Raw genomic sequence first — 20,774 nt, 5'->3', positions numbered from 1 at the left:
ACGTTAAGTTATTGTAAATTTATAGTCAGTTTAAAAGCCCAAGATCATGAAAAATAATATTCAAAACAAAACACAGGAAAAGTTGAAAAGCTTTTCATTAAGAAATATACCCAATTACATAAAGGCTTACGCCAAAACTTGTAGGGAGTCCTATTACCACATGTTAAGCTTATAGAATTAGCCCTTAAATTTTACCGGTAAGTACACCAACTTTTTGGTTTCGAAGAATTCCTCTTCAAAAATTCCGGAAAGATTATAGATTTCCACCGTACGGTATTCCTTCAATTCTTCGGCCAGATCCCCTCCTTTTAAATAAAGGATCCCGTTTTTGCGTTCGTGTACAGATTTCTTTTTTATCCTACCTTTCACCCAATGTGTAAAAGTTGGCATGGCTGCCACTGCCCTACTTACAATAAAATCGAACTGTTCCGTAATTTCCTCCACTCTTGAATTAACCGCAGTGACATTTTCAATTTCCAGTCCAGCCACCACTTCCTGCACCACTTTGATTTTTTTACCAATGGCATCGACCAATGTAAAATGGGCCTCGGGATATAAAATAGCCAAGGGTATCCCCGGAAATCCGCCACCGGTTCCCACATCCAATATTTTCGCCCCGGTATTAAATTTTTGAAATTTTGCTATGGCCAAAGAATGTAGCACATGTCTAAGATACAACTCATCTATATCCTTTCTGGAAACCACATTTATCTTTAAGTTCCAGTCCTGGTACAAATGTTGTAATTTCTCAATTTGCTGTTTTTGCAAATCGGTTAAATCTGGAAAATATTTATAAATGATTGTACAGTCCATTATGTTTAGTTAAATTATTGCAAAAATAGTACATTAATAGGCATGGCCTAAGTTTTAACAAAGCAGTTATAATTAATTTGGGCTCGTTTTGCCGTATATTTACAAAAAATTAAATCATGGATAACAGACCCATAAGATTTTCAAGAAAAGACTCTGCGCAATTTTTCAAAACCCTTAACAAGCGCGTTAACGATTATTTCAAGGAAAACGATCTTAAAAAGACAGGGAACTGGAAATTGCACTTAAAGACTGCCGTAATGTTTGCCTTATTTTTGGCACCCTATTTTCTAATTCTAACCCTAGGGCTCCCAAATTGGGCCAATTTATTACTCACCATAACCATGGGCATTGGTATGGCAGGCGTTGGAATGAACGTAATGCACGACGGAAACCACGGCTCCTATTCCAATAAAAAATGGGTAAACAAACTAATGGGAGGCAGTATCTATATCCTTGCTGGAAATGTATATAACTGGCAGGTACAACACAATGTACTTCACCATACCTATACCAATATCCATGAACACGATGAAGATTTGGAAGCTGGAAGGATACTTAGGTTTTCAAAGCACGCCAAATGGCACAAATTCCATAAATTTCAGCATTTTTACTCCATTTTCCTTTATGGCCTTCTTACATTTAACTGGGCCATAACCACGGATTTTCAACAAATGTACCGCTATACCAAAAGGAAACTGGCCTATGGCAAGTTTCCTAATCCTTTTATAAACTGGAGTATGCTGGTAGTAACCAAGCTAATATACATAACCATTTGGATTATAGTACCTATGGTATTTCTGGACATTGCGTGGTGGAAAATCCTGATCGGCTTTTTTATCATGCATTATGTTGCCGGAGTAATACTAAGCGTAGTTTTTCAATTGGCACATGTTGTGGATGAAGCGGAAACCCCACTGCCGGAAAAGGACGGTACCATGAAAAATACTTGGGCCATTCACCAGTTGTTCACCACAGTGAACTTTGGCACCAAAAACCGCATAGTAAACTGGTTTACGGGCGGCTTAAACCATCAGGTGGAACACCATATCTTCCCGAACATCAGTCATATACATTACACAAAAATTGCCAAAATTGTTAAAGAGACTGCAAATGAGTTTAATTTACCGTACAACGAATATAAAACTACAAGAAAAGCCATAATTTCGCACTTCAAACATCTAAAGGAACTGGGCAAAAAACCCGAATTACAATATCAGTAAATTATAACAGAAAATGAAGAACCATTTATCCGATAGGATCAATTCCATGTCCACCTCGGCCACATTGGCTATGGCTGCCAAAGCCAGGGAATTAAAAAATGAAGGTAAAGATATCATTGGCTTAAGTCTTGGGGAACCCGACTTCAACATCCCTGATTTTATCAAGGAAGCGGCCAAAGAGGCTATAGACCAGAATTACAGTAGCTATTCCCCTGTGGATGGCTATGCCGATTTAAAACAGGCCATTGCCAATAAATTTAAAAGGGACAATGGACTTACTTATGGTCTTAACCAAATTGTAGTCTCAACAGGAGCAAAACAATCCTTGGCCAATATTGCCATGGTAATGCTCAACGATGGCGATGAGGTTATTCTCCCAGCTCCTTATTGGGTAAGCTATAGTGATATTGTTAAATTGGCCCAAGGTGTACCAGTAGAGGTCCCTACCAGCATCGATACCGATTTTAAGATGACACCGGAACAGCTGGAGAAAGCCATTACACCGAAAACCAAAATGATGTGGTTCAGCTCCCCTTGTAATCCAAGTGGGTCGGTATACAGTAAGGAAGAATTGGAAGGTTTGGCCGAAGTATTGAAAAAGCATCCCAACATTTTTATAGTATCCGATGAAATTTATGAGCATATCAATTTTAGGGGTGGCCATGTAAGTATCGCCAATATTGAAGGCATGTACGACCGTACCATTACGGTAAACGGCGTCTCCAAGGCTTTTGCCATGACCGGATGGCGAATTGGTTACATAGGAGGGCCGGAATGGGTTGCCAGGGCCTGTAACAAATTTCAGGGCCAGATCACCAGTGGCGCCAATGCCATTGCCCAACGGGCAACCATAGCTGCGCTTAACGCGCCAATATCCTCCATCCAATTTATGATAGACGAATTCCACAAGAGACGCGATCTTGTTCTGGAACTATTGGGAGAGATAAAAGGATTCAATCTTAATGTCCCCGAGGGCGCATTTTATGTATTTCCTGATATTTCCAGCTTTTTTGGAAAAACGATTAATGGAACATTGATCAATAATGCTTCGGATTTTGCCCTGTACCTATTGGAAAAAGCCAATGTGGCCACTGTAACCGGGGAGGCCTTCGGAAATGATAATTGCATACGTATTTCGTATGCTGCTTCAGAGAAGGAACTAAGGGAAGCCATGGCGAGAATAAAGGCAGTTTTATAATACGGACTTTATACCTAAAAAAATGGGCATCTTCATCGACGCCCATTTTTTTTTTAATTCTTTTTTTATATACACTAAGTACGTTTCCAAAAATATGGTGAAAGCAGTATCAATACTGTAAATAACTCCAACCTACCCAAAAGCATTAGAAATCCGCACCACCACTTCCCCAGGGCAGGAAGGCTATTAAAATTGACCAACGGATTCAAAGTACCCAATGCCGGACCAACATTCCCCAAAGAGGATGCGGCCCCTCCCACTGCACTTTCAAAGTCCAACCCCAGTGCACCAAGTACCAAGGATCCAATTATAAACAACAACATATAGAGCACAAAGAATGCAATTATATTGTATACGATATTTTCGGGCACTGTCTTATTATTATACCTAACAGGAATAATGGCATTGGTATGCAGGGTGCGCTTAAATTCCAATAGCCCGTTCTTAATAATAAGCAAGTGCCTCATTACCTTGATACCTCCTGCCGTTGAACCGGCAGAACCTCCAAGGAAAAACAGTCCAAAAAAGAATATGGTCAAAAAGGGCGTCCATGAAGTAAAATCGGCCGTAACAAAACCTGTAGTGGTAATTACCGAGACCACTTGAAACAAGGTATGCCTAAATGCGCTTTCCCACTCTCCCAATATCATGGGATGAAAATCCGACACCGGTACATTGGCCTGAAAATACACCACCAAACTGGCCACTATGGTAAAACACAAAATAAATATGGAATAGAACTTAAATTCCTCATCCATAATTACTTTTTGCACCTTTCCCTTAAAGGCATAATAGCTTAGAACAAAATTACTTCCGGCCAAAAACATGAATAAAATAACAATGTACTGAATCAAGGGTTGATCGTTCCAATAGGCCATACTGGCATTTTTGGTAGAAAAACCGCCAGTGGAAAGGGTTGCCAAAGAGTGATTCATGGCATCAAAAAAAGACATTCCGGCCAATTTTAACAGCAGGGTCTCTGCCACAGTATAACTAAAGTAAATTAACCAAAGTCGCTTGGCGGTATCCGTAATTCTAGGATGTAATTTATCCCCACTCGGCCCTGGAGCTTCTGCCGCAAATAATTGCATTCCTCCAATTCCTAAAAGCGGCAAAATAGCGATCGCAAGAACTATGATCCCCATTCCCCCTATCCAATGGGTTAAACTCCTCCACAACAGTATTCCTTCCGGTAATGCCTCTATATCATCCACAACCGAAGCCCCTGTAGTAGTATAACCGGATATGGTCTCAAAAAATGCGTTGGTAATATCCGGAATGGCACCGGAAAAAAGATAGGGCAACATCCCTGAAGCAGACATGACCAACCAACCAAAAGTAACAATGATGTACCCCTCCTTCCGCTTAACCACTTTTTTGTGATTCCGCGTATAGAACATGGCCAAAACACCTACAAGCATCGTAACCAGGGCGGCAAATGTAATATCCAAAGTAGCTCCGTCGTCATAAATTCCACTTACCACTGCAGCCAAAATCATAAAAAAACCATTACAAAGTAATAGTAATCCCATGAGGTGAAAAATAATTTTAGAATTTAAGCCCATACTATAGGAACAGCTTTTCAATTTTTGGAATGGCACTTGGCAAACAACATACCACTACCCTATCACCTTCTGTAATTCTAAACCCTCCTAGGGCAATAATCCCTTCATTATCCCTTATAACCCCTCCAATGGTAGCTTCCCTGGGGAACTCAAGCTCCCTAATTATCTGTCCGTTTACTTGGGATGTTGGTTTAACGATGAATTCCAAAATCTCTGCATTTAAATTGTTCAACCGGGTCATCGCCACAATTTCGCCTTTCCTTATATGCCTAAAAATATTATTTGCTGCCAACAACTTTTTATTGAGCAAAGTGTCTATTCCTATGGAGTGCGACAATTGAAAATAATCCATGTTTTCCACTAGGGCAATCGTCTTTTTAACATTCTTGGATTTTGCCACCAGACAAGACATAATATTCGTTTCAGAATTTCCCGTAACTGCTACAAAAGCATCCATAGCCTCCAGGTTTTCCTCCTCCAACAGTTCTACATTTCTACCATCACCATTAATGATCAATGCATTGGGCAGTTCGTCTGCCAGATCAAAGGCCTTTTCCTTATTCTTCTCAATAAGCTTTACATTAAACTTATTTCTACAAAGATCCCTCGCGGTTTTGTAGCCCACCTTACTACCGCCAAGTATCATTACGTTTTTAATTTCCTTTTTCTCCTTACCGGTAAGTTTGTACAATTCGTCCAGCCCTTCCCTGGAAGTAATGAAATACACCTGATCATTTTCCTTAAAAACCGTGTCACCCCTTGGCACAATAGTGTATTGGGTACCCATTCTTTGGATGGCAATGGGCATAAAATGCAGCTCGGGAAATATCCTTGCAGCTTCCTTAACGGTCTTTCCCACAAAAGGTGCGGTCCTTGGCAAAGATACCCCCACCATGATCAAAAGACCCTCCTCAAATTCGTAGGTATTGTTAAAAGCGGATTGGTTCAACAATAGTTGTATTTCAGTTGCGGCCAAAGCCTCTGGTGAAATAAGCTCATCAATACCCAAGTCCGGAAATCTGATGGCATCCTTGTTATGAATAAACTCTGCGTTGGAAATACGCGCTATTGTTCGCTTACAGCCCAATTGTTTTGCCAACATACACAAGGTAATATTGGTGGTCTCCGAAGAAGTCACCCCAATAACAAGGTCGGACTTCCCTACTTGTGCATCCTTTAAAATGGCAATGGACGTGGCATCCCCTCTAAGCACCCTAATATCCAAATGACTGTCCGCATAAGATAAACTATCCTTATTCGTATCTATAAGAGTAATATCTTGGGATTCATAGGACAATAATTTCGCCAAATGAAAACCTACTTCACCTGCCCCTGCAATAATAATTTTCATCTGTTATATAAATTGTTTTTCATCAACCGAAGCGCACAATAATTAATGGTAAATACCGCCTTACGAATGTTTCTCCTTACGTCAACTTAGTTTAAATATAAACCAAATCCTTTTCCTATTCACACCTTCTATAGAATTAGGATCAAATCCAATTTTCCCAAAACAGGAAAGAAGCCTATTAAACCATATTCCATTTAAAATATGAATGTAAGCGGGACAAAATTACATAATTAAATCGGGTTGTATTCGAAAATATCCCAGTTAAAGAAATACAGGTCAGCGCATATTGTAAAAATTAGAAGTATAACTTTATGCCTATATAGTATCTTTACCAAAAATTTAATGATCATGAATAAAAAGGTAACCCCTTATAAAGATTCAACACTAGGTAAAAAGGAACAGGTAACAAAAATGTTCGATACTATTTCCGGAAATTACGATGGACTTAATAGGGTTATATCTTTTGGAATAGATATTAAATGGAGAAAGCGCGTAGTATCCATAGTCTCCAAAAACAATCCCGATAAGATTTTGGACATTGCAACCGGAACGGGCGATCTGGCCATTAATATGGCTCAAACAGGTGCTGGGGAAATTATCGGTTTGGATATCTCCCCAGGAATGTTGGAGGTTGGAAAAAGAAAAATCTCGGACAAAAATTTGGGAGACACTATCAAGATGATTGTTGGCGACAGTGAAAACCTTCCCTTCGAAGCCAATTCCTTTGATGCCATCACCGTAGCCTTTGGGGTTAGGAATTTTGAAAACCTTGAAAAAGGCCTTGCGGAAATATTTAGGGTCTTAAAACCAGGAGGTTCATTTGTAGTTCTGGAAACCTCCATACCCACAAAAACCCCCTACAAACAAGGATATAAATTATATACTAGATTTATCCTCCCGGCCATTGGTAAGTTATTTTCCAAAGATCGCAGTGCCTATGCCTATTTATCGGAATCCGCAGCTGCTTTTCCACACGGGCAACAGTTCAACAATATTTTGGCCAAAATCGGGTTTATAGGTATAGACAACAAGCCCCAAACATTTGGGGTTGCTTCCATATACGTAGCTACCAAGTAAAATATGAAAAATATATTTGTTCTTTTAATTGTTTTTTGCGCAGTGGGCACCACGTCCAATGCCCAGTTTAATGAAAAACCCGTAATGAACCTTGAAAATGAGGACGAGCCATTACTAAATTGGGGATATTTTTTAGGCTTCAATCAATATGACTTTAAATTTGAATACAAAGACGATCTGCCCGACATTTTGGTGGACAAATCCTATGGTTTTAATGTAGGGCTCATTGGGGAACTGCGTCTTAACAAATTTTTGGATCTTCGTTTTGAACCTGGATTGCACTACAACCAGCGAAATTTAGGTTTTCCGGGATTTGATAACGAAAGGGACGCCATTAGGGAGGTAAAGTCGACCTATATAAACTTTCCTTTACTCCTAAAGGTTAGTACCAAAAGACTGGGGAATTGGAAACCATTTCTTGTTGGAGGGGCATCGACCTCCTTAAACTTGGGCAGCAATGAACAAAGTTTGGACGACAATAGCAGTGGCACTTTCCGAATGAAGAAGACTACCTATTATTATGAAATGGGTTTTGGGATAGATTTCTATTTGGAATATTTCAAGTTTACACCCTCTATCCGTGGCGTTTTTGCCATTAATGATGAATTGGTCCGTGACAATAATCCCAACAGCCCATGGACAGGCAATATTGAAGCAATGATGACTAGAGGGCTGTTCATTAACTTTACCTTTGAGTAAAAATTAACCTCTCCTAATTTCGTTTAATAGGATAGCAGTGGCAGTTGCCACATTTAAACTCTCTGTAGTTTTTGGGCCAAATTGTGGAATTGTGATTTTCTTATCTATTAAGGCTTCTATGGCTTCAGATACCCCATTGGCCTCGTTCCCCATAACCAATATTCCCCTTTGGGTAAATTTCTCCTTATAAACCTCGGCACCATCCATAAAAGCCCCATATACCGGAACCCCAGAATCACTTATAATCCCCTGTAGATTCCCATACACAATGTTCATCCTACTTATGGAGCCCATTGTAGCCTGTAGGACCTTGGGATTATAACAATCTACGGAATTGGACGAACAAATTAGGCTCTTGACCCCGAACCAATCGCAAAGACGGATAATAGTACCCAAATTTCCCGGATCCCGAACATCGTCCAAAGCAATGACCCAATCCGAAAAATCCAATGGCCCCGGAACCGGAATATGAAATACGCCCAAGACCTTGTTTGGAGTGGACAATCCGCTCATTTTTTTCAATTCCCCCTCACTTATCACCTCTATAATATTGCCATCCCCCTCCAACAATGTGTTGTCCGTAACATATATTTTATAGACCTTCAGGGAAGAATTGAGTAATTCCCGGACGGTCTTTACCCCCTCCACAACAAACAACTTGTTTTGAGCACGGTACTTTTTTTGCTGTAAATTTCTTATAAATTTTATTTGGCTTTTTACAACCATACAAATAATGTATTTTTGACTTCTATGAGGACACGGCAGTGTATGTATTTAAACATTACGAAAATAGGATTATTATTGCTAGTAATTGCAATTACCTCTTGCAATGCAACAAAAAGAGTTGGCGATGACGAACTCCTATTGACAAAAAACCTTATTTATGCCGATAGTACAAAGGTTACGGATGAAGATATACACAGCCTTATTTTTCAAAAACCCAACAGCACATTATTAGGTTACCCCCTTCGACTAAATCTTTACAACTTGGCCAAGAAAAACCCAGATTCTTCCTATCAGGTATGGTTGCACAAAAAGGAAAAAAGGGAGCAGCGCCTCATCAATGTCCTTTCCAAAAAACAAGTGGAAAGATTGGGTGAATCCTTTTTGGTCAAAGGGGCCAGCGTATGGTTAAAAAATATAGGGGAACCTCCAGCCATCCTAGATACTTCAAGAACAAGAAGGTCTTTGCAAAGGATGAATGCCTATTACAAAAGCAAGGGGTATTTTAACAACGCTACGACTTATGAAATAGATACCAGTACCAGAAAACAACGGGCCACCATCAACTACAAGTTAGATTTGGGCTCCCCTTATCTTATAGACTCAATTTCCACAAAAATAACCTCTTCCGCCTTGGACTCCATCAACAAGGCCTACAAGAGTGATTCGTTTATAAAATCAGGGCAACGGATAGACCTCGACAACTTTAACAGCGAGCGGGAACGATTGACCAATCTTTTTAGAAACACAGGTATCCACAACTTTCAGGAGAGCTCCATTTCCTACGATTTAATCGGGGACACGACCAAACTGGGAAACAATCAAAAATTGGATATTCTTTTAAATATTGAAGATTTAAAAACTAGGACAGACAACGCTCTTTCCACCTCGGAATACAAGGTCCACACCTTTAAGAAAATCAATATTTACACCAACTACACCTTCAATAATGGGCTGGATAGCTTAAATAAGGTGGACTATAAAGATTTCACGATCTATTACCAGGGAAAATTACGGTATAAGCCAAAAACACTTACGGATGCCGTTTTCTTAAAAAAAGATAGTATCTACAGGGAAATTAACCGAATAAGAACCTATAGACAAATTACCAACCTTAACACCTTTAAATATCCCAATATTGAATTTGTAGCCGATAGTACAGATTCAGAACTGACCGCCAATATCTATCTTTCACCCCGTCCTAAATATTCCTTGGGTACCGATTTTGATGTAACCCACTCCAATATTCAATTTTTAGGCATAGGGTTTAGTCCATCCCTACAAGCCAGAAATTTGTTCAAAGGTGCAGAAAACCTTAGTATTTCCGGAAGGATAAGCATAGGGGCCTCCAGTGACCCGGATATTGCGGACAACCGTTTTTTCAATATTTTGGAAACGGGGGCGGACATCAACCTTAATTTACCCAGAATTTGGTTCCCCTTTGTAAATACATCCCGTATTATACCCAACTATATGCTTCCCAAAACCAAATTATCCATAGGAACAAGTTTTCAACAGAATATTGGCCTGGACAAACAAACCTTTAATACTGTTTTTGGTTATAATTGGTCACCATCGGATTTTAAAAAGAATACAGTAGAGTTATTAAATGTACAGTTTGTCCGCAATGTAAACCCCAATAGATTTTTTACGGTCTACCAGAACACCTATGAGAATTTGGATGAAATTGCCGACAATTATCAGACCGAACCCGCATTGGCCGAATTTTATGAGACAGGAAGCGGCAGTACAGATCCATATTTAATAATCCCAGAGGGCACTACAGGTTTTACCAACGCTATCCTAAACGGGGAGGTGGCCTCGAGCACCTCGGATTATGACAACATAAGTAGTATTGAAGAAAGAAGAATAAGGCTAACCGAAAACAATTTAATATTCGCTAGCAATTACACTTTTAACAAGAACAATAAAAACGGTACTACCGATAATGATTTTTATCAGTTTAGGTTCAAATTGGAAAGTGCCGGCAATCTCCTGTCTGGTATTTCCAATTTAATTCCGTTCTATACCAATGAAGATAATAAACTCCTGGTTTTTAACGTGCCATTTTCCCAATATATAAAAACGGAATTCGACTACATAAAACATTGGAGCACCTCAAGGACCAACGTACTCGCTTTTAGGAGTTTCTTCGGAATTGCCGTACCCTATGGCAATTCGGACAACATACCCTTTGTAAGAAGTTATTTTGCCGGCGGGTCCAATGACAACCGTGCTTGGTTGCCATATTCACTTGGACCGGGCAGTACAGAGGATGTGAACGACTTTAACGAAGCAAATTTAAAAATAGCCTTCAATCTAGAATATCGCTTTCCAATAGTAGGTGATATAAAAGGGGCACTTTTTGCCGATGCAGGTAACATATGGAACGTCATGGACAACGTTACCGACGAGAAGGCCAAATTTGAAAATTTTGGATCCTTGGCAGATATTGCATTGGGAACAGGCTTGGGAATACGATACGATTTTACATATTTTGTGTTTAGGTTGGATATGGGTCTCAAAACTTATAATCCTGCCGAAGAATCTTCCAAAAGATGGTTTAGGGACTACAATCTGTCCAACGCTGTATTCAACATAGGTATAAATTATCCTTTTTAGAGCTGATTATTTTATTACTTTTGTCCCAACTTTTTAATTATATACACTAAAACAAGATTATGGCACACAATATTAAACCAGGAGTTGCAACCGGAGATGAGGTTCAGAAAATTTTCAATTATGCTAAGGAAAAAGGATTTGCACTACCTGCTGTTAATGTTATAGGATCGAACACGATTAACGGAGTTTTGGAAACTGCTGCCAGTTTAAATGCTCCCGTAATTATACAGTTCTCCAACGGGGGCGCACAGTTCAATGCAGGAAAAGCTTTATCAAATGACGGTCAGAAAGCGGCTATTTTGGGAGCCGTGGCAGGAGCAAAACACGTTCATCAATTGGCAGAGGCTTATGGGGCAACCGTTATATTGCACACAGATCACTGTGCCAAAAAATTATTGCCATGGATAGATGGTTTGTTGGATGCAAGTGAAAAACATTTTAAGGAAACTGGGAAACCGCTATACAGTTCCCATATGATAGACCTGTCGGAAGAGCCGTTGGAAGAGAATATTGAGATATGCAAAAAATACCTTGCCAGAATGAGCAAGATGGGTATGACTTTGGAAATAGAGTTGGGAATTACAGGAGGTGAAGAAGACGGTGTGGACAACTCTGATGTGGACGATTCAAAACTATATACACAACCAGAAGAGGTTGCCTATGCCTACGAAGAGCTATCCAAAGTAAGCCCTAGGTTTACCATTGCCGCCGCATTTGGCAATGTCCACGGTGTTTACAAACCAGGAAATGTAAAACTAACCCCAAAAATCCTTAGGAATTCACAGGAATTTATTACTGAGAAATACGGTGTGGAACACAACCATATAGATTTCGTATTCCATGGTGGATCGGGCTCTACCGTAGAGGAAATACGTGAGGCCATTGGATATGGTGTTATTAAAATGAACATCGATACCGATTTACAGTATGCCTTCCTGGAAGGAATCAGGGACTACGTTCAAGATAAAAAGGATTATTTACAATCCCAGATCGGTAATCCAAACGGGGCCGATGAACCAAACAAAAAACATTATGATCCACGTGTTTGGCTAAGAGAAGGAGAGAAAACGTTTGTTACTCGTCTAAAAAAGGCTTTTGAGGACCTTAACAATGTGAATACCCTATAATCCCCCAACCCAAAAAGAAAGCTTATGTCGTCTTGGTTTAAAAGAAAGGAAAAAGGAATACAAACTGCCACGGATCAGAAAAAGGATACCCCTAGGGGCCTTTGGTACAAATCACCTACCGGAAAAATTGTTGAATCCGATGAGTTGGCAAAGAATTTTTATGTTAGCCCAGAAGATGATTATCATGTACGAATAGGCAGTAAGGAATATTTTGAAATACTTTTCGACAATAACAAGTTTACCGAGTTGGACGCCAAACTTACTTCCAAGGATCCGTTGAAATTTGAGGACACCAAGAAGTATGCGGATCGTTTAAAGGCGGCCGAAGCAAAAACGGGCCTCAAAGATGCGGTTAGGACCGGAGTGGGCAAATCACTGGGTAAGGACGTAGTTATTTGTTGTATGGATTTCAGCTTTATCGGTGGTTCCATGGGCAGTGTGGTAGGAGAGAAAATAGCACGGGGTATCGATTATTCCATCAAAAAGAAAATCCCCTTTGTGATGATTTCCAAATCTGGGGGGGCACGTATGATGGAAGCCGCATTGTCCCTTATGCAATTGGCCAAAACATCGGCTAAATTGGCACAACTCGCCGATGCAGGCATCCCTTATATTTCATTGTGTACGGATCCAACCACTGGAGGTACCACAGCTTCCTATGCCATGTTGGGCGATATAAATATTTCCGAACCAGGGGCCTTGATCGGTTTTGCCGGTCCCAGGGTGGTTAAAGAGGCTACTGGGAAAGAACTGCCCGAAGGGTTCCAGACAGCGGAATTCCTTCAGGAACATGGATTTTTAGATTTTATTGTACATCGCAGGGATCTTAAAAAGAAAATCAATCTTTATATAGATTTAATAGAAAACAACCCTGTTAGAAAGTAAAATAAAAGGCCCTGATTATGATCAGGGCCTTTTTTAATTGTGCTATCCCCTACTTATTGAACCTTCTTAAAAGAATTTCCTTGGTTTCTCCATTTGGAAAGGTCAACGTTCCTTTAGCGTCACAAGTGCCGTCCCCAAAATCGAGGCTAATAGCAGTATCGTTTTTAGCAATTTCCATTACCCCGCTAACAATAAACCTACAGGACAATTCCCTTCTAAGCAAGCTTTTGGTTTCCCTGGAATATACAACGCCCGTCTTATTGGTATAGCTGCCCTTCCCGGAAATAAGAAAAACATTATCGGTCCAAATCCCGGAACCATAACCCGCTACCCATTCCCGGCTTCTATTTCCTGTAAAACTGGCAACACTTCCATCCGGCCATACCCCGTTATAACTGGCTACTACATCGGACTGGGGGTTACCATTACCATTGAAACGTTTCCTCACCAAGGTTGCTCCCCCTGTCACAGCCACTCCGTTAAAAGTGAAATCCTCCAAAGAAAGAACAATGGTCTTGGTTGCCACATCCAGATCCTTGGCATAACTTAAATGGATAATTCCACTTAATAGATTGCCATTGGCCAGCTCGCAACCCTCTCCAAAATCTATGGCTGCTTCCTTGGTCTCATTGGTAACCACTGTTGTTATAGTGACGCATTCCGGCAAATAATTGGAAAGAAAGAACGATTTTGAGGTAGCCCTGATCTCCTCGGTGGCATACATATCCTCAACTATGCTGGCTATTTCCTCCGAAATTAAATCGGCCTCATCGCTAGCGACAAGTTCCGCCACCTCAAAAGCCGTATCCTCTTCCTGATTGTTGGACTCTTCATTGTTACAGGAACCCATTACCAAAAAGACCAATAGCAGCCATCCTGTTACGTTCAATTTTTTGAGACTTTTTTTCATCTGTTTTGATTTTAATGTTTGCAATAAGTAGAATTTCAATTCCATCGCCGGCCAGCGCTCAGATCTGTCATTACAATGGGGCAATAACATTTCTTTAACGTTTTATATTAGGACGAACTATTTTAAAAAAAGTTTAATCCACACTTCAAAAAACATTGGGATGGCTCTAGGTTTCTAAAAAAAAGTCTATCTTTGCCCCCTGATTGAAAATCAATCATGTACATAAAAATCATTAAAATAATATTGGAATGTATTTAACTAAGGAAGTAAAGGCCGAGATTTTTAAGAAACACGGCGGGGAAGAAAAAAACACAGGTTCCGCTGAAGGGCAGATTGCCTTGTTCACCCACAGAATCAACCACTTGACCGAGCATTTGAAAAAGAACCGTAAGGATTTTAACACCGAACGCTCATTGGTAAAACTGGTAGGAAAGAGAAGATCTCTTTTAGATTACTTGATTAAGAAGGATATCATTAGATATCGTGCCATAATTAAAGAATTAGGAATTAGAAAATAAGTTACCAAAAGGGGAAAGTTTTACTTTCCCCTTTTTTACAATATCAATATTATTGATTTCAATACTATTGTAAAGTCCCATAGGCATACCTTAGGGCACAAACAAAAAGCTTGCACATAGTTTTTCATTGGTCAACAACACACAACTACAACACAACAACACGTCTATAACAGACGAAAGACCATTGTTTAACAAACCTGTAATGAGACAGGTTTTAATTCGTATTTATGATACCAAAAGTATTTAAAGAGGTCATTGACCTTGGGGACGGTAGGGAAATTTCTATCGAAACCGGAAAATTGGCAAAACAGGCCCATGGTTCTGTTGTTGTTCAGTCAGGAAAATGTATGTTGTTATGTACAGTAGTTTCCAATTACAAACAAAGTGATGTGGATTTTCTTCCACTAACGGTAGATTACCGTGAAAAATTTGCAGCTTCGGGACGTTACCCAGGAGGTTTCTTCAAAAGGGAAGCAAGACCGAGTGACGGTGAAGTATTGACAATGAGATTGGTGGATCGCGTTTTACGCCCACTTTTTCCTAAGGATTACCATGCTGAAACCCAGGTGATGATCCAATTAATGTCCCATGATGAGGATGTTATGCCCGATGCTATGGCAGGATTGGCCGCTTCTGCAGCCATTCAACTTTCAGATTTCCCATTTGAATGTGCTATTTCCGAGGTGCGTGTAGGTCGTATTGATGGTGAATTCATAATCAATCCAACCAGAGCCCAATTATTGGTATCCGATATCGATATGGTTATTGGAGCTTCAGCAGATTCTGTGATGATGGTTGAAGGTGAAATGAAAGAAATTTCCGAAGAGGAAATGGTAGAAGCCATTAAATTTGCCCATGATGCCATTAAGGTACAATGTGCCGCCCAAATTAGGCTGGCAGAAGCATTTGGCAAAAAAGAAGTACGTGAGTACGAGTCGGAAAGGGAAGATGAGGAATTGGCCAAGAAAATCCACGACATGGCGTATGACAAAGTATATGCCATTGCAAAAGCCGGTTCGGCAAAACACGAAAGAAGTGCTGCCTTCGACGCCATAAAAGAAGAGATTAAAGCTACTTTTTCCGAAGAAGAATTGGCAGATTTCGGGGATTTGGTTTCCAGATACTACTACAAGGCCGAAAAAGCCGCGGTTAGGGACCTTACCTTGAACGAAGGACTTCGTTTGGACGGTAGAAAAACAGATGAGATTAGACCCATTTGGTGTGAAGTGGATTATTTACCTTCCACACATGGTTCCGCTATTTTTACACGTGGGGAAACCCAAGCTTTGGCTACGGTTACTTTGGGAACTTCAAGGGAAGCCAACCAAATAGATATGCCTTCTTTTGAAGGAGAGGAAACTTTCTACCTGCATTACAACTTCCCACCTTTTTCAACAGGGGAAGCCAGACCTATTAGAGGTACTTCCCGTAGGGAGGTAGGACATGGTAACTTGGCCCAACGTGCCCTAAAAGGGATGGTGCCAGAGGATTGTCCTTATACGGTCCGGGTTGTATCCGAAGTATTGGAATCCAATGGTTCGTCTTCCATGGCTACGGTATGTGCCGGAACTATGGCATTGATGGACGCCGGGGTGCAATTAAAGAAACCCGTGTCCGGTATTGCCATGGGATTGATATCCGATAGCGAATCAGGAAAATACGCTGTATTGTCCGATATACTTGGTGATGAGGATCATCTTGGGGATATGGACTTTAAAGTTACAGGAACTGCAGACGGAATTACTGCTTGCCAAATGGACATTAAAGTAAAAGGTTTATCCTATGAAATTTTGGTCAATGCCCTTAAACAGGCAGGAGCTGGACGTTTGCACATACTTGGTAAATTGGTAGATACTATTGCTACACCTAATGCAGATGTTAAACCACATGCTCCCAAGATGGTCACCAGAGTTATTCCTGGCGAATTCATTGGAGCATTAATTGGGCCTGGAGGAAAAGTAATCCAAGAATTACAAAAAACTTCCAAAACAACCATCGTTATCAATGAGGATCCGGTTACCGAAGAAGGTATTGTTGAAATACTAGGTACTTCACAAGAAGGAATCGATATGGTTCTTGCAAAAATAGAATCATTATTGTTTAAACCAGTAGTAGGTAGCGCATACGAAGTAAAAGTCATCAAAATGTTGGATTTTGGTGCCGTTGTGGAATATACGGAGGCCCCCGGTAACGAGGTATTGCTTCACGTATCCGAATTGGCTTGGGAAAGAACAGAAAATGTTTCCGATGTGGTAAACATGGGAGATGTTTTTGATGTTAAATACTTTGGTGTAGATCCAAGAACAAGAAAAGAAAAAGTTTCACGTAAGGCTTTATTGCCAAAACCTGAAGGTTATAAGGAAAGACCACCACGCGAAGATCGCGGTAGAAATGACAGGGGCAACGATAGAAATAGAGATAGGGATCGTAAGCCAAGAAGGGACTAGTTTTTAAATAACGGTCACAATACCAAAGCCATGTTTTACCTTTTTTAAGGTAGAGCATGGCTTTTTTCATGTATTTTATCTAAAAAAGCAAAATAAAACGGACCAATTGTAACATTTCCAACTTTTCAACGTATAACCTAATGCAGCTTATGCTTAATGCACATAATTTAGAAAGATAAAATTTCGATGAGACAGCTTAAAATTACAAAACAGGTTACCAATAGAGAAACTGCTTCTTTGGATAAATACTTACAGGAAATTGGTAAGGTAGATTTGATTACGGCAGATGAGGAAGTAGAATTGGCACAACGGATCAAGGCAGGTGATCAACGTGCACTCGAGAAATTGACCAAGGCCAATTTACGATTTGTGGTTTCCGTTGCAAAGCAATACCAAAATCAAGGTTTAACCCTTCCTGATTTGATCAATGAAGGTAACCTTGGCTTAATTAAAGCCGCACAACGTTTTGATGAAACACGTGGATTTAAATTCATATCCTACGCGGTTTGGTGGATTCGTCAGTCCATATTACAGGCTTTGGCCGAACAATCGCGTATTGTAAGACTACCTTTGAACAAGATCGGGTCTATCAATAAAATCAACAAGACCTTTGCCTTCTTGGAGCAAGCTCATGAAAGACAACCATCTGCGGAAGAAATCGCCAAGGAATTGGACATGACCGTCGAGGATGTAAAACAATCACTTAAAAATTCCGGTCGTCACGTCTCCATGGATGCCCCCTTGATAGACGGTGAGGATTCCAACCTTTACGATGTACTGCGTAGTGGGGAATCGCCAAATCCGGACAGGGAATTGTTGCACGAATCGCTTAGAACTGAAATAGAAAGAGCTTTGGAAACCTTGACCCCAAGGGAGGCGGATGTAATTCGCCTGTACTTTGGATTGGCCGGACAACATTCCATGACCTTGGAAGAAATTGGGGAAACTTTTGACCTTACCAGGGAAAGGGTTCGCCAAATAAAGGAAAAGGCAATTAGAAGGTTAAAGCATACCTCCAGAAGCAAAATCCTAAAAACATATCTTGGTTAATCCAAACAATTAAATTTTTTGTGCAATCGTCTTTCCCCATTGGAAAGATGCTGCAAAAATTGTAAATTGTGGACTGTAACAACAGTTATCATGACTGTTCGTTTTTTGATTGATGAATAAACTCCGGCTGATTACCGGAGTTTTTTTGTTTTACACCAAAGAAAAAAACCCTAAAAGTACTGTATTCATTGATATTTTAACAACTAATCACAAATAATTGCCCCCACTTTTTTAAACCGAAATACTCAATTTTCGACAACTGCATTCCTTAAACAATTAACAAGTCTATTATTTGAAACACCCCTATCTTTGTATCATCTACATTATTGCACTATGGCGAAAGACCTCCTTTTAATAACCCCTCCCTTTACCCAACTGAACACTCCCTATCCGGCAACGGCCTATTTAAAGGGATTTTTGAACACCAAGGACATAAGTGCATTTCAAATGGATCTGGGGATAGAGGTAATATTAAAAATCTTCTCCAAAGACGGACTTCGTAATATTTTTGATTGTGCAAAGGCGAACAATTCCATAATATCGGACAACTGCCTTAGAATAAACGCCTTACAAGAAGATTATTTAAAGACCATAGATGCCGTTGTTTCCTTTTTGCAGGGACATAACGCCACCTTTGCCAGACAAATATGTACGCCCAACTTTTTGCCACAAGCAGGGAGATTTGATCAATTGGACGATTTGGAATGGGCCTTTGGGACCATGGGACATCAGGATAGGGCAAAACACCTGGCCACACTGTATCTGGAAGACCTGTCCGATTTTATGGTAGAATGTGTCGATGAAAACTTTGGTTTTAGTCGTTACGCAGAACGATTGGGAAGAAGCGCCAATTCCTTTGACGAACTATACCGGTATTTACAAAATGAAATAACTTATATAGACGAATTGACGCTGGACATTTTGGATAAGCGGATCAATACGGTCAAACCCAAGCTGGTATGTTTTTCCGTTCCCTTCCCCGGCAATCTGTACAGTGCGTTTAGATGTGCCCAATTTTTAAAACAACACTATCCGAAAATAAAAGTATCCATGGGCGGGGGATTTCCCAATACGGAATTGAGATCGGTTTCCGATACGCGGGTTTTCGAATTCTTTGATTATATAAGTCTGGACGATGGAGAACTTCCCTTGGAGCTGCTAACGGCCCATTGCCTGCTCCCCCAACGCACCGATAGCAATGCCCTTCTAAAGAGAACCTTTTTAATAAAGGACGAAACAATTTTTTACAATAATCTCTCCCCCAACACAGATTACAAACAAAGCGAAGTAGGTACCCCGGATTACACCGATCTATTGCTGGACAAATACATCTCGGTCATTGAAATTGCCAACCCCATGCACAGTCTTTGGAGCGATGGCCGCTGGAACAAACTTACCATGGCACATGGTTGCTATTGGGGCAAATGTACCTTTTGCGATATCTCCCTGGACTACATAAAAATATATGAGCCCATTGCCGCCAAACTGCTGGTAGACCGTATGGAGGAGCTCATTGAACAAACCGGGGAAACCGGTTTTCATTTTGTGGATGAAGCCGCACCCCCTGCACTAATGAGGGCTTTGGCTCTGGAAATCATAAAACGAAATGTAACCGTTAGCTGGTGGACCAACATTAGGTTTGAAAAAAGCTTTGGCCGCGACCTCTGTAAGTTATTAAAGGCATCTGGCTGTATTGCCGTTTCCGGAGGATTGGAGGTAGCCTCGGACCGATTGCTGGCATTGATCCAAAAAGGAGTTACCGTTGAGCAGGTAGCACGGGTTAACCGTAATTTTACCGAAGCGGGTATTATGGTACACTGTTATCTTATGTATGGCTACCCTACCCAAACGGTCCAAGAGACCGTAGATAGTTTGGAAATGGTACGGCAAATGTTCCAAGTGGGAATACTTCAATCAGGATTCTGGCATCAATTTGCCCTTACCGCCCATAGTCCGATAGGTCTCAACCCCGAAGATTACCATATTATTCCAGACTATCGGCCCATAACTTTTGCCAACAATGATATCCAGTTCACGGATACTACGGGAATTGACCACGGGAAGTTTAGTTATGGATTAAAAAAGTCCCTCTTTAACTATATGCACGGTATTTGTTTTGACCTTCCCTTACAGGAATGGTTCAGTTTTAAAATCCCAAAAACCTCCATTGCACCCAACTATATTGAAAACGCCCTTAAAGAGGAACCTGTATTAATCACCAAACCCAATGCCAAAATACTATGGTTGGGAAGACTGCCCATGGTGGAGACTATTTCCAAATCCAAAAAAGGACATACCTGGAAATTGCTCAAAATGGTCTTTCATGACCAAACCACTTCCATATCCATTACCATTGATGAGGAACAAGGGAAATGGCTCGGTAACACCTTGGCCAATATGATAGGCAACCATGGAAAAACGACCACCTTTGCACAGCTTAAGACCGACTTTGAATCGCAATTTGAAAATTTTGAGCTGTTCTGGTATTCCAAGCCCTTACAAACTTTAAGGGACCATGGTCTTTTAAGCTTGTAGGCCCAACCAACACATGCCTTGCCAATTTATCTTA

16 protein-coding genes are annotated in these 20,774 nt (G+C 40.5%); 11 read left to right on the top strand and 5 right to left on the bottom strand.

The genetic code is table 11. From position 1 onward, the window contains the following. Positions 1–177: 177 nt before the first annotated feature. Positions 178–813 carry a 16S rRNA (guanine(527)-N(7))-methyltransferase RsmG gene (gene rsmG, locus C7972_RS07840; RefSeq protein WP_110355664.1) on the bottom strand — a complete coding sequence of 212 codons (636 nt, stop codon included), beginning with the start codon at positions 811–813 and terminating at the stop codon, positions 178–180. 116 nt (positions 814–929) lie between these two features. On the opposite strand from rsmG, the gene C7972_RS07835 reads away from it, so the two are divergent. Both C7972_RS07835 and C7972_RS07830 read left to right on the top strand, forming a co-directional pair. Further along, complete coding sequence (locus tag C7972_RS07835) at positions 930–2,033, top strand: acyl-CoA desaturase (protein ID WP_110355663.1); 1,104 nt, start codon at positions 930–932, stop codon at positions 2,031–2,033. Positions 2,034–2,046: 13 nt separating this feature from the next. Further along, positions 2,047–3,231: a pyridoxal phosphate-dependent aminotransferase gene (locus C7972_RS07830; RefSeq protein ID WP_110355662.1), complete on the top strand. Its 1,185-nt coding sequence runs from the start codon at positions 2,047–2,049 to the stop codon at positions 3,229–3,231. A gap of 74 nt (positions 3,232–3,305) precedes the next feature. On the opposite strand, the gene C7972_RS07825 is transcribed toward C7972_RS07830, so the two are convergent. Both C7972_RS07825 and trkA read right to left on the bottom strand, forming a co-directional pair. Then, the gene (locus C7972_RS07825; RefSeq protein ID WP_110355661.1) at positions 3,306–4,796 is read right to left on the bottom strand and encodes a TrkH family potassium uptake protein; all 1,491 of its coding nucleotides are present in this window, start codon (positions 4,794–4,796) and stop codon (positions 3,306–3,308) included. A gap of 1 nt (position 4,797) precedes the next feature. Beyond that, on the bottom strand, positions 4,798–6,147 hold the full coding sequence (gene trkA / locus C7972_RS07820; RefSeq protein WP_110355660.1) for a Trk system potassium transporter TrkA: 1,350 nt from the start codon (positions 6,145–6,147) through the stop codon (positions 4,798–4,800). A gap of 348 nt (positions 6,148–6,495) precedes the next feature. Between trkA and ubiE the strand changes: the two genes are divergently transcribed. Both ubiE and C7972_RS07810 read left to right on the top strand, forming a co-directional pair. Continuing rightward, the gene (gene ubiE / locus C7972_RS07815) at positions 6,496–7,224 is read left to right on the top strand and encodes a bifunctional demethylmenaquinone methyltransferase/2-methoxy-6-polyprenyl-1,4-benzoquinol methylase UbiE (RefSeq protein ID WP_110355659.1); all 729 of its coding nucleotides are present in this window, start codon (positions 6,496–6,498) and stop codon (positions 7,222–7,224) included. Between the two features lie 3 nt (positions 7,225–7,227). After that, entirely contained in the window at positions 7,228–7,923 is a 696-nt protein-coding gene (locus C7972_RS07810) for a porin family protein (protein ID WP_110355658.1), read from the top strand. 3 nt (positions 7,924–7,926) lie between these two features. On the opposite strand, the gene C7972_RS07805 is transcribed toward C7972_RS07810, so the two are convergent. Then, positions 7,927–8,649 (bottom strand): RNA methyltransferase, encoded by a 723-nt coding sequence (locus tag C7972_RS07805; protein ID WP_110355657.1) that lies wholly within the window; start codon positions 8,647–8,649, stop codon positions 7,927–7,929. Positions 8,650–8,724: 75 nt separating this feature from the next. Here C7972_RS07805 and C7972_RS07800 point away from each other — a divergent pair, with 75 nt between their 5' ends. From C7972_RS07800 to accD, 3 genes are read left to right on the top strand one after another with little or no spacing between them, the layout of a single operon-like run. Then, positions 8,725–11,268, top strand: coding sequence for a BamA/TamA family outer membrane protein (locus C7972_RS07800; RefSeq protein WP_309148917.1), 2,544 nt, complete (start codon positions 8,725–8,727; stop codon positions 11,266–11,268). Between the two features lie 59 nt (positions 11,269–11,327). Further along, positions 11,328–12,395: a class II fructose-bisphosphate aldolase gene (gene fbaA / locus C7972_RS07795; RefSeq protein ID WP_110355655.1), complete on the top strand. Its 1,068-nt coding sequence runs from the start codon at positions 11,328–11,330 to the stop codon at positions 12,393–12,395. Between the two features lie 24 nt (positions 12,396–12,419). Beyond that, on the top strand, positions 12,420–13,280 hold the full coding sequence (gene accD, locus C7972_RS07790) for an acetyl-CoA carboxylase, carboxyltransferase subunit beta (protein WP_110355654.1): 861 nt from the start codon (positions 12,420–12,422) through the stop codon (positions 13,278–13,280). Between the two features lie 49 nt (positions 13,281–13,329). Here accD and C7972_RS07785 read toward each other — a convergent pair whose 3' ends face one another. Then, entirely contained in the window at positions 13,330–14,190 is an 861-nt protein-coding gene (locus tag C7972_RS07785) for a hypothetical protein (RefSeq protein WP_110355831.1), read from the bottom strand. 248 nt (positions 14,191–14,438) lie between these two features. On the opposite strand from C7972_RS07785, the gene rpsO reads away from it, so the two are divergent. The 4 genes from rpsO to C7972_RS07765 all read left to right on the top strand — a co-directional run bounded on the left by rpsO (position 14,439) and on the right by C7972_RS07765 (position 20,740). Beyond that, positions 14,439–14,708, top strand: coding sequence for a 30S ribosomal protein S15 (gene rpsO, locus C7972_RS07780; RefSeq protein ID WP_031442673.1), 270 nt, complete (start codon positions 14,439–14,441; stop codon positions 14,706–14,708). A 227-nt stretch (positions 14,709–14,935) separates the two neighbouring features. Next, positions 14,936–17,155, top strand: coding sequence for a polyribonucleotide nucleotidyltransferase (locus tag C7972_RS07775; RefSeq protein WP_110355653.1), 2,220 nt, complete (start codon positions 14,936–14,938; stop codon positions 17,153–17,155). Between the two features lie 186 nt (positions 17,156–17,341). After that, positions 17,342–18,205, top strand: a complete 864-nt coding sequence (locus C7972_RS07770; RefSeq protein ID WP_031442671.1) for an RNA polymerase sigma factor RpoD/SigA — start codon at positions 17,342–17,344, stop codon at positions 18,203–18,205. A 333-nt stretch (positions 18,206–18,538) separates the two neighbouring features. Continuing rightward, positions 18,539–20,740 (top strand): radical SAM protein, encoded by a 2,202-nt coding sequence (locus tag C7972_RS07765; protein ID WP_110355652.1) that lies wholly within the window; start codon positions 18,539–18,541, stop codon positions 20,738–20,740. Positions 20,741–20,774 lie beyond the last annotated feature (34 nt).

It is taken from the genome of Arenibacter sp. ARW7G5Y1 (assembly GCF_003201775.1).
In the GTDB taxonomy this organism is placed as follows: Bacteria; Bacteroidota; Bacteroidia; order Flavobacteriales; family Flavobacteriaceae; genus Arenibacter.
This window is presented reverse-complemented; position numbering and strand designations above follow the sequence as displayed.